The following is a 17,250-nucleotide window of genomic DNA, read 5'->3' as shown; positions in this document are numbered from 1 at the left end:
ATGATTATTAAGAAAAAAATAGCTGTATTTATGTTGAAGAAAATTTCGTTTGTTTTTAGTTTTTTATTGTTGCTAAGTTGTCAGAATTTCGGGCAATTAAAAATATTGGCAGACCTGCCTAAAGATTTAAAAGAAGTTTCTGGAACTGAAATTGTAGCAAAATCTGATTTAATTTGGATGATTAATGATGGAGGAAACAAACCAGAATTGTTTGGTTTAAATGAAAAAGGAGAAATTATTAAAGAGATTTACATCAAAGCGAAAAACCACGATTGGGAAGATTTAACTTCCGACGCAAAGGGTACTATTTATATTGGAGATTTTGGAAACAATGTAAATAGAAGAAAAAATTTATCCATAATTATTGTCGAACATAAGGAGTTGGACGAAAAAAATGCAGAGGTAGACAAAATTGAATTCGAATACCCCAATCAACATAAATTTCCACCTAAAAAGAAAAACCGTTTTTTCGACACAGAATCTTTTTTTTACTTTAAAGGTTCGTTATATCTTTTTACAAAAAGTAGAGTAAAACATCAATATGGAAAAACGACGATGTATAAAATTCCTGCAAAAAAAGGAGAATATACAGCCGAAATTGTTGACGAATTTGACAATGGAAGCGATTTAGAATGCTGGATTACTTCTGCAGATATTTCTAACGATGGAAAAAAAGTAGCTTTATTATCACAAAAACACGTACTTATTTTTACAGATTTTAAAGATGATAATTTCCTCTCGGGAAAGGTTCAAAAAATTGAATTAACACATCGTTCTCAAAAAGAAAGCATCACTTTTAAAGACAATAATACTTTATTAATTACAGACGAAAAAGCACATGGAACTGGAGGAAATTTGTATGAGTTGAAAATTTAGTTAAAAAGTACCACAAACTTATAAAACAACAACACCCAACCAGCTACTAAAAACAAACCTCCTAAAGGGGTTATTGGACCCAAAAATTTCAATTTCTTATTATTTGCAGAAGAAATTACCAAGCCATAAATAGAAAACGAAAACAAGAAAACACCAATTATAAAAGCATTTATAATGTAACTGTCAAATGGAATTTCGGAGTTTAGTTGAAAACCCAAAATCAATAATACAATTGCGTGATACATTTGGTATTTCACGCCAGTTTCAAAACTTTGTAACTGCTCTGTTGTTAATTTTTTCTTTAACAAATGTGCCCCAAAAGCACCTAAAATAATTGCTAAGCATCCAAAGAACGCTCCAAAAAGTAATCCTTGCTGACTCATATTTTTCTAAAAATCGAAACCTAAACTAAATGTTATTCTTAAACCATCACTACTATTAAATGCACCAACACTTGTGGTTAGTATATTTGCCGCATTTAAGAAAAAGCCACCTCCATAGGAAGTATTTGGAGTTGAAGACTTTAATGGAGCAAATACGACGTTATTTGGAGAACCCCAAACTTTTCCATAATCGAAACCAGCATAAATACCAATATTAATTGGCAAAATTGCCGTTCTTAAATTACTAATATTATAACGAATATCTGTAGTATGGTAAAATGCGTTCTTCCCAGTAAAACGTTCGTTTCTATAACCACGTAAACCTTCATTTCCACCAATCGTTGCTGCTTGGTAAAATTCAAAATCATTTCCAAAAGTAAAATGTCCATCTATTTTAGAAGCCAATACTAATTTTCCATTCGGAATTAATTTGTGCGTAACTCCTAAAGATGTTGTAGCATAAGAAAAATTACGTTTGCTATTTAAACTTCTTGTATGCCCAACCAATGCATTAAATTCTACACCTAATGTTGGAAAAGCAGGATTGTCGGAATGTTGGTAATAATAACTTGCTTCTGTATTCAAAAAATTCTGTGCCTTAAAAATTCTGTTAGAAGCTTTGTACTGTGTTTCCAAAAAACGACCAGTAGTTCTTGCTACGTCAAAATTTTGAAAATTTGCAGCTAACTTAATTTCAGCACCTAAATCTCCTCGATATTTTAAAAAAGATCCTGCTTGAATTTTTCTAATTTTAACTCGATTAAAATCTCTGTTTTCTAAATCGTCGGCTTCTGGATTGTAAGAATTATTTCCATATCCAAAGAAATTTTGTGCATAATTAGGACTGTTAAATTCCGCATTAAAGCCCAAGTTCAAACGATCTAAAATATTCGCATATTCTCCATTGTATTTTAATTCGTAACCATTTGTTGCGAAATAATAATAACCTTCAATAATGTGTTTTCTTGTAAATGGATTCCTTTCGAAACTATTTACTAAAAGCATGTTTTTTAAACCAACTTTAATTCCATCATCTGGGTTATAACCAATTGCTGGAGAAATTAAATTGCTCTTACTTTTTAATTTTTTGTAATTGTAGGTATTTGTTTTATAATCGTCTGTAATTTTTTTATGAATATTTGCTGTTTTAAACGTATTTTTTTTCGATTTTTGGTCGTACACTTTTACGTTTTTTTTATTGTTAATTTCGTAAGTATCGTTGTTTAAACCACCAATAATTTTCAGCTTTATGGTTTTGTTTCCATTTTTTCCATTGAGAACAAAAACATCATCATCATCCAAACCATATATCCAAATTTCTTTGGTAACCTTTTGTTTGTACGTTCTTTGGTGCACAATATCTGCTTTTTCTCCATCTTTAATTCTATAAACAGCAACTTTTGTATCGCCATTTGGAAAGCGCTCAATTTCGAACCAATCGTCTTTGTTGGTTCCTGTAATTACCTGAAATTTATTTAAGTGTTTAAAATATTTATCAGAAATTTTTTGAAGATTTTTTCTCCTTCCTTTCAATTTTCGTTTGATATCGTCAATGCTTTCATCTCTAACTTCTTTTGGGAATTTAGAAAAAGCACTTTCTATCACTTCATCTGTTATTTGATTCTGAATAATAGCAACTTGTTTGTCCCAAATCTTTTTATCAGCTTCTCTAATCAATCTCATGTCTAATGGATATGCAGACATGCTAAAATGCTGTGGATTTTTAATGTCTTCTGTATAAGAACGCATTCCTTTTAAAGCAGGAATAGAACCTGTTAAAAGGTTCATTAGAAAACCATCGCTAAAAATAGAAAAAGCTTGATCCCTATCTCTTGGAACGGGTCTGTAAACTATCTTTTTTCCTTCTTCGAATTTTGCCCATCTCCACTGGTCTTGGTGCCTGTCCCAATCTCCAATTAACATATCAAATAAACGAGCTCTAATGTAGGAAGCTTCATCTAAAACATACTTTTCGTCTTTGGCTAAATTCTTTCTTAAATCGTCTGTACTTATAATTTCATCAGAAAAACCAAAGTGTTTTTTATCTCCATGACCATCTGCAGTTCTTGCTTCAATCATATATAATTCATCACCAAATTCTGCATTAAATTCTTTTAAACCTTTTTGTTTTGGAACATAAAATAAAATTGGTTTCGTATGATAAACGTCAATGGCTTCCGCTAATTTATCAATCGTAAAAGGCGCATAAGGGTGTGAGCCTGTAAAAACATCTAACAACAAGTCCTCTGTATAAGTTTTGTCGAACTGACCTTCTACATATTGGTCTTTAAAAGCAACCGCTTGCAAATATTGTACTGCATTTTTGCGCAAAGCTCGCATTACATATTCTCTACCATCTTTATCTTCTAGACGTAATGATTTAGATTGATGTCCTCCACCTTTTCTAACAGGTTTTAAGCCACCATATAAAGTGTCTATATTTACAGTTGGAGCGACTATTTTTTGTCCAAAATATTTACGATATCTTTTTCCCCAGAGAAATTTATAAAATTTACTTCTTTTAGTTTCGGAATCTTTATAAATTTCTGCTTCTTTTTCTGTGAGTTTTGCATTTGGAAAATCGGTGTATTCTATAATACTATCTTTTTTAAAAACGTTGGCTTCAAAAACTATTTTACGTTCTTTTGCGGTATAAAAATGCACTGTAGAAGCTCCATCTTCATATACATCTAACCTTGCAAAACCCTGTGTTCCGTAAGAAAAAACACCACCATTTACATTTTTTGTAGCCGTTAATTTAGACCCAGAACCACTTACAATTTGTGGAATATTATCCTGCACAATATATTGAATGCTGTGTTCGTGACCAGAAACGAAAATTATTTTTTCGTTTTGTTGTGCCAAGCTAATAATACGTTTTCTTAGATGATTGTATTTATCGTTTTGTTGATCTGTATTGGTTACTCCAGATGCTTTTCTTAAAATATTTAAAGCAGAACCATAGATAGGTAATGGTTTCATGTGGCTTTTAAAAGAATAATAACCACCATGAGGACCATTCGTAAACATGGGGTGATGTAAGGCAATAAGAGTTGTTTTACCTTGAGATTTTTTAATCATTCCCTCAAATTCCTCGAAGAATTTTTCTCTTGTTTTAATTTCACATTTGTCATTTATTCCTGGATGATTGTCCCAGTTTGTAACATACCAATGTGTGTCTACAACAATAATATTAATATCGTCATTTACCTCTATTTTCTCTAAAGGACAACCATTTTCTGGCTGAAAAGTATTTTTTCCTAAAGCTTCTTCAACTAATTTTTCCTGTCTTTTTAATCCTTTTAAACCACTATACCAATCGTGGTTTCCAGGAATAATTAATGTTTTTCCTGGAAAATTTTTGCCAATATCTGTTTGAACTTTTAAACGATGTTTGGCAAGTTTGTAATTTTTTGAATTTTCATCAGGAATTCCTTTTTCATACACATTATCTCCTAAAAAAATAAGGGTAGAATTCTTTTTAGCGGATTGTATTTCTTGTGCTAGATAAGAAAGGGCAGAATCTCTTTTGTATAAATCGGAATTACCAGCATCTCCAATTAAATAAAAAGAGTGAATTACTTTCGAAGAATCTTCTCTTGGAACATATTTATAATTTGGTGAAACTTGCATTTTTATGGTAGCACAAGCAGAAATAAGCAGAATTATAATTATAGAAAAAGCATATTTGTATAGTTTCATAAATGTTAAAAATTACTTCGATATTAATTTTTTATAAGACTCGAAATCTTCTTTGGTATCAATATCGATAAAATTTGTGCTCAATTTGGGGCAAAGAACATCATTTTTTTTGGCATTTATGAACTCTTTTGCACCTTTATCTCCCTCTATCCATAATAATGTTGAAAAATATTTTTTTGGAATTATTGCAGGAACACCAAATTTGTTTCCATAATTTGAAGCGATTATTTTAGTCTTCTCTCTCTCAAATAATTGGTACATAGCTTTTAAGTAAGATTTTTCTATCGCTGGTTGATCCGCTAAAAGGACACAAATCCCATCGAAACTTAATCCGTTTTTTTGCAGATATTTCACTCCAGAAACGATGCTGGAACTCAGTCCTTTTTCCGGATTTTTATTTACAATAATAGTGCAGTTTTCGAATTTTATTTTTTCTTGAATTTCTTCAGAATTATTACCCAAAACACAAAAAATATGCTGTTTTTGAATTGAAAAGGCTTTTTCTAAAACGAGTTCAAGCAAATAGTTATCGCCAATTTTAAGCAATTGTTTTGGCGTTTTCATTCGAGAAGAAAAACCACCTGCCAGTATTAAAACTGCAATTTTAACCATTTTATTGATGAATTTTTCCTGATAGATTTCGCAAAGAAAATGGTTCTTTTTTTCGGATGACAGATAATATTTCGGCAATAATAGAAACTGCGATTTCCTCTGGGGTTTGCGCGCCAACATGCAAACCTGCAGGAGTATAAATAATATCTAAAAATTCTTCGGAAGTTTTTGGAGCAAAGTCAAAAAGCTCGTTAAACAAACGTTCTCTTCTGTTTGGTGCGCCTAAAATGCCAATGTATTTTGGGTTGAATTCCGTAAGTTTTACCAAATATTTTAAATCTTGCACGTAACTATGGTTCATAATTACAATGGCAGTATTTGTATTAATGTTTTTAAATTGTATCGTTTCTGGACTTTCGCCAATAACAGCAGTTGCTCCTGGGAAATAAATGAGTTGTTTGCTAACTTTTATAGATGTAATTACGGTTATTTCCCAACCCAAATGAGAAGCGATTTTACATAATTTTACAGCATCGTGTTCACCGCCAATTATAATTAATTTGAATGCGGGTTCTAAAATCTGAGTAAAAACAAGTGCTGAATTTTTATGTTGAAGATGAAAGGATTCAGAAAATAAAAATTGTTTGTTATTTTTAAAAGTAATTGCTGAACCAAAATTTCCAAAAACTTCATCTTCTTTAGCATACAATGAAGTCATTTTTAAAGATTCTCTATTTTTCGAAGCTCCAGAAAAAGTGAATAAAAAGTCATTTGAGATAAAAAAAGGTTCTAATAAAATATATAAAGTTCCTTCACAACCTAATCTATATCTACCATCATACGTAATTATTTTTGGTTTGTTGTCTCTAAAAACTGTTTTTACTCTTTGTACAATTTCTTTTTCTACACAGCCACCAGAAATTGCTCCTACTGAATTTAAGTCTTCTGAAATTAACATTCGAACGCCTGGTTTTCTGTAAGAAGAACCGTCTAAATCCACAACAGTTGCCAAGACATTTTTTAATCCTTTTTGTTGATTAATAATGGCTTGTTCTATAATTTCTTTGAGTTCGTGAATCATTAAAAGTACAATTTTATTTATACTAAGATAAAAATTTAAAGTGGAAAATAATTTTTAAATAGCTATTTCAAAAGGTTAAAATGTTTAAAAGTTCGTATTTCTGTTAAATTTAATAAAATACCTTTTGTACAACTCTAAAAAGAGTTTTAAAGTTGTTGGTTTAAGAACTGCAAGACAACATAGAGCAACCTACTTTATTTCTCGCCCATTCTGGTCTTTTTGCAAACCATTTTTTATTTTTTAGTTGTTCTTTATAAGGGTTTTTTAAGAGTTGAAATAATTCGTCAATTAAAGAATAATCGCCTTCATCTGCTTTGTCAATTGCCAACTGAGCCATATAATTTCGCAACACATATTTAGGATTTACGCCATTCATTTTTTCTTCTCTTTCGGAATTGGAAAGTGTTTCTTTTTGAAGCCTTTCAGCATATTTTTGAAACCATAAATTCCATCTACTTTTTATTTCGCCAGAAATAGCTTCAAGATTGTAAAAAGCATCTTCAACAATTTTTAAGAGGGATGATTTTTCATTCAGATTACCTAAATTTCTAAAGAAAATAGTCATATCTGTTTCTGTCAATTGTAAATTGTCTTCTAAATCTTGTATCAATTTTAAATCGTTTTTATCATCAACATATAAACCTAATTTGTCTTTCATCATCTGTAAAGAGTTCTTTTCAAAATCAATTTTATATTGATTCAAAATTTCTTCCAAAGGTTTTGCATCTTCAATTAATGGATGTAACGCGTTTGCCAATTGATACAAATTCCACAACCCAATGTTTGGTTGATTTCCATATCTGTAGCGTTTATTTTGACGATCTGTAGTGTTTGGTGTCCAGCCAAAATCGAAACCTTCTAACCAGCCATAAGGTCCAAAATCGATGGTTAAACCTAAAATGGACATGTTATCGGTATTCATAACTCCATGTACAAAACCCACTCTTTGCCAATGTATAATCATTTGTAAAGTACGTTCCGAAACTTCTTTAAAAAAGTTAATATATGTTTCTTTGGAAGGATTTCCTAAATGCGAAAAATGATGTTTTATAGTGTAATCTGTTAGTATTTTTAAATTTTTAATATCATTTCTTGCAGAAAATATTTCAAAATTACCAAAGCGTAAAAAACTAGGGGCTGTTCTCGCAACAATTGCTCCTTTTTCGAAGGCAGGATTTCCATCGTATAAAACGTCGCGCAAAACTTGGTCTCCAGACAAACTTAAAGACAAAGCACGCGTTGTTGGAACACCTAAATGAAACATGGCTTCGCTACATAAATATTCTCTAATGGAAGATCGTAAAACCGCCAAACCATCTGCAGTTCTTGAGTATGGCGTTTCGCCAGCACCTTTTAATTGCACTTTCCAATTTTTATTTTTGTGTTCCACTTCAAACAAATTTATGGCTCTTCCATCTCCTAATTGTCCTGCCCAATTGCCAAATTGATGCCCTGCATAACACATCGCAAAAGGTTTTGTTTCAGGATATATTTCATTTCCAGTAACAATATTTTTAAAGAAATTGGTTTTTGTTTCTGCTGAGGAAATACCTAATTCAGAAGCCATTTCTTTAGAAACGTGCAACACTTTTGGGTTTTTAGTTTTTTTTGGAGAAACATAAGAAAACACAGCGTTTTTCACCTGTCTTCTTGAGTTTTCTAAGTTTTTATCTGCTGGTAAACTTTCTGTAAAAGTATGTTTTATGTTTAGTTTCATTTATTTTGTTTAACAAGATTTAAACTACTTGTTGTTTTTCCAACCATTTCAATAATTCCTTTTCAGAAGAATTTTTTAACTTTTTTTTATCAATTGTAATTGTTGGAAAATTTAACTTTCTATTTGCATACAATTTACGTAATTCTTTGGCATTTTTTAAATTTTGCTCCACATCTAAAAACGCGTAATCTAAACTACGCGCTTTTAAAAATGTTTTATAGTGTTGGGTTTTATGGCATCTTTCTGCGCCATAAAGTTTAATAATAGTTTCATATTTTATATCCTTGAGCGCAGTCGAAACGTTTCAAGAGTTCTCGACTGCGCTCGAACTGACATCAACTAATTTGTCTGCATGTAATTTTCTTAATTTCGCCAATTTTGGTTCAATAACAAAACTACAATATCCTTGTTGTGTATTTTCTCTATAATAATTTTGATGCTCTTGCTCAGCTTCATAAAAAATTGGTAGTGGACTAATTTCAGTCACAATTTTATCAGAATAATACCGCTGAATTTGCTTTACAACTTCCTCCGCAATTTTATGTTGCGTTTCGTTATGATAATAAATTACAGAACGATATTGTGTACCTCTATCTGCACCTTGTTGATTTAAAGTTGTAGGATCGTGCGTGGTCATAAAAATAACTAAAATGTCTTCAAAAGAAATAATACTCGAATCGAACGTTATTTGAATTACTTCTGCATGCCCTGTTAAACCTGAACAAATTTCTCTGTATGTTGGTTTTCCTGGCGCATTTCCACCAGCATAACCAGAAATTACTTTTTCTACCCCTTTTACTTCTTGAAATACAGCTTCTGTACACCAAAAACAACCACCTCCTAATGTAGCGATTTGTATGTTTTTATTCATTTTTAATTTATCTTTTGAAACAAAGGGTTTAAACCCCTTACTGTACATAAAATTTTCGCACCTTTGCGTTTAAATATTTTTATTTTGTATCTAAAATCATAGATTCTGAATTGATACAATAACGCAAACCACTTGGTTCTGGTCCGTCAGGAAAAATATGTCCTAAATGTGCATCGCAAGTGTTACATAATACTTCTACTCGAACCATACCAAAAGAAATATCTTTGTGATATTTTATAGCATTTTCTTTAATAGGTTGTGTAAAACTTGGCCAACCAGAGTTGGAATCGAACTTTATGGTGGAATCGAACAAAGGCATATTACAACACACGCAGTTGTATTGTCCTTCATCAAAAATACTACACAAATCTCCAGTATGTGGTCTTTCTGTACCTTTTTGTCTTGTAATTCTAAACTGTTCTGGCGTTAAAATTTCTTTCCATTCAGCTTCTGTTTTTTCTACTCTTCTGTCTGGTTTTGGATTTCCTTTCCTAGAAAATCGAATTATTTCTTTCCATGTTAGCATAAGATAACTTCCTTTCTTTTTTTAATTAATTATGTATGCTTTATCGCTTGTTTTTAGTCGAAAAATAGATGATTTTCTTACAAAGAACATTTCATTTTGAATTTCCAAAAGCATTACCTAAATTTACAATATAATATACAAACCAATGGCAATTAATTTTGACTATTTTTGTGTGAAATTAAATATTTATGACTGAATTAATTGCAGCTATAGAAAAATTCGTTTATGGGTTGTTGAGTGAGGAATTGCATGCAAATTATGTGTATCATAATTTGGCACACACACAAAGAGTAGTTGAAAAAACGAAAGAATTAGCAGAAAATTTAGAAATTGTAAAAGTAGATGCAGATAATCTGGAAATTGCAGCTTGGTTTCATGATGTTGGTTATACAAAGGGTTCTGAAGATCACGAAGAAAATAGCGTGATAATTGCGAAAAAATTTTTAAAAACAAAGAATTTTTCAGAAAACAGAATTACTGCTATTTGCGATTTAATTTTAGCAACAAAAATGAATTATCTTCCACAAAATAAGTTGGAAGCAATTATAAAAGATGCAGATTCTTCTCATTTAGCTTCAAAAAATTTTTTTAATTACACTTCTTTATTAAGAAGAGAATGGGAGCTTATTTTAGAAAAAAAATACACAAATTCTGAGTGGATAGATTTAAATCTGTCTTTTTTAACCCATAAACATAGGTATTATTCGGATTTTGCTTTAAAAAATTGGAGTAAAGATAAGGAGAAGAATTTGGCAAAATTATTGAAAAATCAGAAGAAACTTAGAAAAGAGAATAAGAAGTTTAAACAGAAAAAAGTTGCTTTAGATTTAAAGAAAAATAAAAGTATTGTGCCAGAACGTGGTGTAGAAACTATGTTTAGAGTGGCGTTAAGAAATCACATAACGTTAAGTGATATTGCAGATACAAAAGCCAACATTTTACTTTCTGTAAATGCCATTATTGTTTCTTTAGCTTTATCTAATTTGTTGCCTAAGTTAGACAATCCTTCGAATTCTCACTTATTAATACCTACCATTATTTTTGTTGCGTTTACAGTGGTTTCGATAATTTTGTCGATTATTGCAACAAGACCAAATGTTACCGAGGGAAAATTTACAAAAGAAGATGTTTCTAATCGAAAAGTAAATTTGTTGTTTTTTGGAAATTTCCATCAAATGAAATTGGAAGATTTCGAATGGGGAATCTCAGAAATGATGACAGATAGAGATTATTTATACGGCTCTTTAACGAAAGATTTGTATTTTTTAGGATTGGTTTTAAATAGAAAATATAAAATATTACGTCTTACGTACACCGTTTTTATGATTGGAATAATTGTAAGTGTAATAGCCTTTGGAATTTCATTTAAATTTAAAGGAGCTTAAGCTTCAATTTGTTTTATTAAATCGTTTAGTGTAATAGTTTTCTTTTCGTCGAAATCTTTTTGATAAATAACTTCTACTCTTAATGCTTTTAAGCCAGAAACTCCTTGTAAATCTTCCAATTCGTAAAACTCAATTTTACCCAATTGATTTCTCGACTGTAAGAAATTAATATATTTAATATACTCTAAAGCATCTTTGTCTTGAGAATAAATTACAGCAATTTTTCCAGGTTGTGTAATACGTTCTTCTGTGTTTTTAATATGCGCTTTATCAATCCGTTTTTTAATAATTTCGTAACGAATATTATATGCTCCATCTACATCGAATTGTTTTTCGTCCATTCGAAATTTAATCGCCATAGAATTGCTATGCACCAAAATTAGGGAAGCTACTCTTAAATTATGCTCCATTTTGTCTAATAAAGAAAAAGCAATATTTTCCATTTCGCAGATGGTTTGTAGTTGCCACAATCGTAAATTATACAAGTAAATTTCGTCGAATTTTTTATCTTTTGCAATCGATTGCCCAATGTACATGTTAAATTCTACACCATCGGTTTTGTATTTTTCGAAATAATGAGGAAACATTTCTTGTGCATCTTTTTGTTTTTTATCGATAAATTTAGATAGTTTATCGTTAATAAGATTTACACTTTTTTCGTATTGCTTACGTTTTTCATATACAACGTTTAAATCTTTATCTAAACGATTCATATAAACATTTACTTTTTTAGCAAGTACTTTGTTAATGGTTTTTATATGTTTAAAAATAGGATATATTTCTCGTTGTAAAAAATCGAGAATGTTAATTTCGTCGCCTGCATTTAATTCGTCTTTAACATCTTTTAAAAATGTGGAAACACGAAACATTAATTCGTTATAAATAGGTAATTTTTCTGTTTTACAAGCGTCTTTTAAAACAGCAATTGCCAAAGAAAGTTGGGTAATTAAATCTGCTCTAATGGCTTTGTTTCTTGCGTCAGAGGAGCCTTTAATATCGCTTTGTCCATACAAGGGAAAAACATCATCAAAAATAATTTCATCTAATTTAGCATTATCATTTGTTTGAGATTCTAAATAATATTTCTGCGCTGCTTGGTAAAAACGCCATTTTACAGAAGGATGTATAGAGGTATAATTTTCTTGAATGGTTGCTTCTAAAACATTTTGTCTTTCTTCTGAAGTTCTTTTTACAGCGGCTTCAAAAACGGGTAAAATATCTTTCAGTTTGTTAATATTTACCGAGTTTAAATCGTACGCTCTTGGAGAGGCAATTTCCAATAAAGCCAAGTCTCCATTGTCGTTTGCTTTGATAGGAATTAGGATGATACTTTGTATTCCTGAATCGTATAAGCTTTTATAAAACGGATTTTTATCCGTACTTTTTCCATATTGTTCCAAATCGGAAACTACAAAAGTTTCGTGATCTATAAATACTTTTTGAATAACATTCTGGCAAAAATAATCGGTGGAACAAATTATTTGCTCTTCGTTATTTAAAATAATACTATTCGATTTATTTACAATGGTTTCGCATAATTTTCCATTGAATTTATCGAAAATAGAATAGCCTAATTTTAGGTCTCTAATACTGTAAAAATCGCGTAGATTATTTTGAAGTTTAAATATTAAATTATCGCCACCACCCAATAAATTGGCTTTTATGGAAGATAGCATTTCTTCGGAGGTAACATCGAATAAATTAATAATTCCGAAACCTTTAAAAATGTAACTATTGGGTGGAAATTTTTCTTTCCAAAGATTAATGTTGTCAAAATTATTTAATAGTTCTCTAAAGTCTTCTTGCGTTATTTTTGGCGCATTTTCTGTAGCTGTAATTTCTGAAAAATCGGCATTAAAAGTTGCTCTATAATATTTCATAGTTCCAGTTTTTTTGTCTGGAATATCAAAATAAAAAGGTCTTTTAATATCTACATTATAACCATACACAAGACTTAAAATAAATGTACAAGACATAATGTACATACTTTTGTCTTCTAAGTTTCTTACGGTAAATTCGTAATCTTCGCCTGCGTTTTTTATAATGTTTTCGAAACGAGTTGTAAATTTAAAGGAAGTAAAAGAAAACGGAATACTTGCGGCCTTAATTTCGTTGCTTAATAAAGCTTCAGGAAAAAGAGAATCTAACAATAAATTTACTGGTTCCTTGTATTTTTCTAATAAAGAGTAATCTGAAAACCCATCTATAAGTGCTGGATATTGTCCTAATAAGGAAACTATTTTTTTTGCAGAAGTATGGTAAGGATGATGTTCGTTTTTCTTTTGAGCATATTTTTCGAACATCACAAAAACTTTCTTGAACGAAATATTTAATTGCAATGGAAAGTCAACTTCAGCAACTAAGCTCGATTCTATAATTTTCATATCCTTCTTTTTACACCTCCAATTTACAAAATAGTTTGTTAATGGTTGTAATTTCTTATTGATACTTTCTTTTTGAAGGTTTTTTTGTAGAATTATTTTTGATAAAATTGCCACGAATTCACAAATTATTTAAAAATGTGAATTGGTACATTTAATTTTACAAACTACTATGAATTTTGATTGCAATAAGTGAGTTTGAGTAAGCGCGTTAGGGATTGCAGTGGAAATCCTTTTGCCTTTTTTAAGGCAAAAGATTGAAACGGAAAGCCCGCTCGAACGCCCAAAAAAATATAAAAAAACAGCTACAAATTGATTTTATTTTTGCCTGAAATAAATGGTAATTGGAACGCCAGAAAAGTTGTAGATTTCTCTTAATTTATTCTCTACAAAACGTTTGTATGGATCTCTAACATATTGTGGTAAATTACAGAAAAACGCAAACTGAGGCGTTTGTGTTGGCAATTGCATACAATACTTTATTTTTACATATTTCCCCTTAATTGCTGGTGGTGGGTAACTTTTTACGATGTCTAACATGGCATCGTTAAACTTACTTGTAGGAATTTTATTTTTTCTGTTTTCGAAAACTTCAACAGTGGTTTCTATGGCTTTAAAAATACGTTGTTTTGTTAAAGCGGAAATAAATACAATTGGTACATCTGTAAAAGGTTCAATTTGTTTGCGAACCATTGCTTCGAAATCGCGCATGGTATTGGTTTCTTTCTCCACCAAATCCCATTTATTTATTAAAATAACAACTCCTTTTCTGTTTTTTTCTGCCAACCAAAAAATGTTTTGGTCTTGCCCTTCGAAACCACGAGTGGCATCGACCACCAAAATAATAACGTCTGCATATTCAATGGAACGCACTGCACGCATTACAGAATAGAACTCTAAATCTTCTTTTACTTTCGATTTTTTACGAATTCCTGCTGTGTCAATTAGGTTAAAATCGAACCCAAATCGGTTGTATTTTGTATCGATAGAATCTCTTGTGGTTCCTGCAATGTTGGTTACGATGTTTCTATCTTCTCCTATTAAAGCGTTTATAAAAGACGATTTTCCTGCATTTGGTCGACCAACAACCGCAAATCTTGGCAGTTCTTCTTTTTCTAAATCCAATTCTTCTGGAGTTGGCATTTTTTCTGCCAAAGCATCTAATAAATCTCCAGTTCCACTTCCATTTATAGAAGAAATTGTGTGATAATCGCCTAAGCCTAAATTGTAAAATTCTACAGCATCTGCATCTCGCATTGCGTTATCTACTTTATTTACGGTAACAAAAATTGGCTTTTTTACTTTGCGAAGTATTTTTGCAACTTCTGCATCCATAGGTGTAATTCCTTCTTCTACATCTACCACAAAAACGATTAAATCTGCCTCTTCAATGGCCAATTTTACTTGTTTTCTAATTTCTTCTTCAAAAATATCATCGGAACCAATTGCGTAACCACCAGTATCTATCACGGAAAACTCCTTTCCATTCCAGTCCGATTTTCCATAATGCCTATCTCTTGTAACTCCGCTTACAGAATCTACAATTGCTTCTCTACGTTGTACTAATCTGTTAAAAAGTGTTGACTTCCCTACATTTGGTCTTCCTACAATGGCAACAATACTATTCATCTTGATTGAAATTTTTTGCAAAGATACAATTTAGTATATGATAATTAATTGTAATTTTAGACAGTTATAAAATCCGTTTTTATGAGTGATAAAAAGACACTTCTTATTGAAAAAAGAAATAGCGAATTATTTCTAAGACCACGATTTTCTATTGATTTAGAAGAAAATGCAGCCATTTTATTAAACAGGTTTTCTGAAGCGTTTAAAAAGAAAGAAAACAACTTTCGAGGAAGTATTGTAGATGGGCATATTTTTATAAATGTTCCGCAGAAAGAGGAACATTTTTGGTCGCCACAATTGCATTTAGAAATTGTAGAAAAAGAAAATAACGAAACTGAATTAAAAGGTTTATTTGGTCCAAAACCCCAAGTTTGGACGCTTTTTATGTTTGTGCATTTTGTAATAGGAATTTCTTTTTTGGGGTTTTGCGTGTTGTTATACACAAGATTGTCTTTAAATGAATCGCTTGTTTTGCCTATAATTATGATGGTTGTTTTGCCACTAATTTGGATTTTATTGTATTTTTTAGGTCAAATAGGGAAGGATACAGGAAAATCTCAAATAAAAGATTTGCATGATTTTATGATTGCTATTATTTAAAAAGTGTTTTTTATGCTGATAAAAATTAGCATTCGTTTTTAATTGAAATCGAAAGGCGCTTTCATAAAACAACGAATCCCTTGTTTTTACGAGGGATTTGTTGTATTTTGTAGCTATAATAAACCCCGAAAATGGCCAATATAGGCAAAAAACGGGGTTTTAATTTCGACAATTATGAAAGTACGAAGAATTTCTGAAATGCAACACCGCATTTCAATTTTTTCCCCTCAGCGAGAATTATGATGCTCATTATGCGCGATTTTTAGAGGGAGATTTAGGTAAAATCTACTCTGCAATTCCTTGGAATGATTTAGTTAGCTCTTTTGGTATTTCTGAACAATCAAAAGGGAGAAACTATCTTTTTAGTCCTAAAGGAAGACTAGGTTTAATGTTTTTAAAACATTATGCTAATTGTTCAGATAGAAAATTGATTGAGCAACTAAACTCGAATTTAGACTATCAATTTTTCTGTGATATAGAACTAGGTTTTGAACGCTTAACAAACTATAAAATAGTGAGCCAAATACGTTGTGAATTAGCAGAGAAACTCGATATTAATTCCATAGAAAAAATTCTATTCAACTCTTGGAAAAACGAAATTGAAAACCCCAATCAAATTGTAATGGATGCTACTTGTTATGAAAGTGAAGTTCGTTACCCTAGCATCCAAAAATTACTTTGGGAGTCGGTTCATTGGTTGTACAATCAATTACGTAAAACCTGCTCTATATTAGGGGTTAAAATGATTAGAAGTAAATATATCAAGTGGAAAAAACGTTATCAAGGATTTAGTAAAATGCGAAGAAAAACCAAGTCGAAACGTATTTCATTAACCCGAGGTTTACTCAATCTGTTAAGTAAATTTATCAACTTTGAAAAAGAGTTGTCAGAAAATCACAATATTGAGTTTATAGCTTTGTATTATAAGCGAATAAATACAATTCAAAGGATTTACAAACAACAAAAAGATCATTTTGATACAGGAGAAAAAATCAAAGATAGAATTGTAAGCATTCAAAAGGATTATATTCGTCCTATTGTTCGAGGAAAGGAAGTAAAACCTGTTGAATTTGGAGCAAAAGTTAACAAAGTTCAAATTGATGGAATTAGCTTTATCGAACATATTAACTTTAATGCATTTCATGAAGGAAATCGTTTTATTCAAACAGTCCAAAAAGCACAAGGATTAACTCGAAAAAAAGTAAAAATAGCTGGAGCAGATAAAATTTATGCCACCAATAAAAATAGAAAACACTGTAGTTCTAAGAACATAGAAACAGACTTTATCCCCAAGGGAAAAAAGCCGAAAAATCATAAAGAAAAAAAGCAACTTAGAGCTATTATCGCAAAAGAAAGAGCTACAAGATTAGAAGGTTCTTTTGGAAAGGATAAAGAATATTATCACTTACGAAAAATAAAAGCCAAAACTAAAAAGAATGAAATTCTATGGATATTCTTTGGAATACACACAGGGAATGCTCTTGAAATTGGCCGAAGAAAAATAGCTAAAACAGCACAACAAGTAGTCTAAATTTGAAGCATTGAAT

General features: G+C 30.7%; 14 protein-coding genes. 4 read left to right on the top strand and 10 right to left on the bottom strand.

The window, feature by feature from the left end; all coding sequences use genetic code 11:
* The gene (locus J3359_RS07365) at window positions 1-876 is read left to right on the top strand and encodes a hypothetical protein (RefSeq protein ID WP_243766002.1); all 876 of its coding nucleotides are present in this window, start codon (window positions 1-3) and stop codon (window positions 874-876) included.
* Here the strand turns inward: J3359_RS07365 and J3359_RS07360 are convergent.
* The 8 genes from J3359_RS07360 to msrB form a co-directional block, all read right to left on the bottom strand.
* The gene (locus J3359_RS07360; RefSeq protein WP_208080057.1) at window positions 873-1,259 is read right to left on the bottom strand and encodes a DUF423 domain-containing protein; all 387 of its coding nucleotides are present in this window, start codon (window positions 1,257-1,259) and stop codon (window positions 873-875) included. The genes J3359_RS07365 and J3359_RS07360 overlap by 4 nt on opposite strands.
* A 6-nt stretch (window positions 1,260-1,265) precedes the next feature.
* A complete protein-coding gene (locus J3359_RS07355; protein ID WP_208080056.1) occupies window positions 1,266-4,961 on the bottom strand; it encodes a metallophosphoesterase in 3,696 nt (1,231 codons plus the stop codon).
* Between the two features lie 12 nt (window positions 4,962-4,973).
* On the bottom strand, window positions 4,974-5,573 hold the full coding sequence (locus tag J3359_RS07350; protein ID WP_208080055.1) for a nucleotidyltransferase family protein: 600 nt from the start codon (window positions 5,571-5,573) through the stop codon (window positions 4,974-4,976).
* A 1-nt stretch (window position 5,574) separates the two neighbouring features.
* Complete coding sequence (locus J3359_RS07345; RefSeq protein ID WP_208080054.1) at window positions 5,575-6,594, bottom strand: XdhC family protein; 1,020 nt, start codon at window positions 6,592-6,594, stop codon at window positions 5,575-5,577.
* A gap of 160 nt (window positions 6,595-6,754) precedes the next feature.
* Entirely contained in the window at window positions 6,755-8,311 is a 1,557-nt protein-coding gene (locus tag J3359_RS07340) for a protein adenylyltransferase SelO (RefSeq protein WP_208080053.1), read from the bottom strand.
* Window positions 8,312-8,330: 19 nt separating this feature from the next.
* Complete coding sequence (locus J3359_RS18525; protein ID WP_367890391.1) at window positions 8,331-8,483, bottom strand: hypothetical protein; 153 nt, start codon at window positions 8,481-8,483, stop codon at window positions 8,331-8,333.
* 132 nt (window positions 8,484-8,615) lie between these two features.
* Window positions 8,616-9,182, bottom strand: coding sequence for a peptide-methionine (S)-S-oxide reductase MsrA (msrA, locus tag J3359_RS07330; protein ID WP_208080052.1), 567 nt, complete (start codon window positions 9,180-9,182; stop codon window positions 8,616-8,618).
* 79 nt (window positions 9,183-9,261) lie between these two features.
* Window positions 9,262-9,708: a peptide-methionine (R)-S-oxide reductase MsrB gene (gene msrB, locus J3359_RS07325; RefSeq protein ID WP_208080051.1), complete on the bottom strand. Its 447-nt coding sequence runs from the start codon at window positions 9,706-9,708 to the stop codon at window positions 9,262-9,264.
* 188 nt (window positions 9,709-9,896) lie between these two features.
* On the opposite strand from msrB, the gene J3359_RS07320 reads away from it, so the two are divergent.
* A complete protein-coding gene (locus J3359_RS07320; protein ID WP_208080050.1) occupies window positions 9,897-11,093 on the top strand; it encodes a Pycsar system effector family protein in 1,197 nt (398 codons plus the stop codon).
* Here J3359_RS07320 and J3359_RS07315 read toward each other — a convergent pair.
* Together J3359_RS07315 and der are read right to left on the bottom strand one after the other, a co-directional pair.
* Entirely contained in the window at window positions 11,090-13,477 is a 2,388-nt protein-coding gene (locus J3359_RS07315) for a GAF domain-containing protein (RefSeq protein ID WP_208080049.1), read from the bottom strand. The two genes, J3359_RS07320 and J3359_RS07315, sit on opposite strands and share 4 nt — an antisense overlap.
* 315 nt (window positions 13,478-13,792) lie before the next feature.
* Window positions 13,793-15,103, bottom strand: coding sequence for a ribosome biogenesis GTPase Der (gene der / locus J3359_RS07310; RefSeq protein WP_208080048.1), 1,311 nt, complete (start codon window positions 15,101-15,103; stop codon window positions 13,793-13,795).
* A gap of 81 nt (window positions 15,104-15,184) precedes the next feature.
* On the opposite strand from der, the gene J3359_RS07305 reads away from it, so the two are divergent.
* Entirely contained in the window at window positions 15,185-15,703 is a 519-nt protein-coding gene (locus tag J3359_RS07305) for a GTP-binding protein (protein ID WP_208080047.1), read from the top strand.
* Between the two features lie 193 nt (window positions 15,704-15,896).
* On the top strand, window positions 15,897-17,234 hold the full coding sequence (locus J3359_RS07300; protein ID WP_367890395.1) for a transposase: 1,338 nt from the start codon (window positions 15,897-15,899) through the stop codon (window positions 17,232-17,234).
* Window positions 17,235-17,250: the final 16 nt, after the last annotated feature.

Origin of the sequence: Polaribacter cellanae, from assembly GCF_017569185.1 — a bacterium.
GTDB classification, from domain to species: Bacteria; Bacteroidota; Bacteroidia; order Flavobacteriales; family Flavobacteriaceae; genus Polaribacter; species Polaribacter cellanae.
This window is presented reverse-complemented; position numbering and strand designations above follow the sequence as displayed.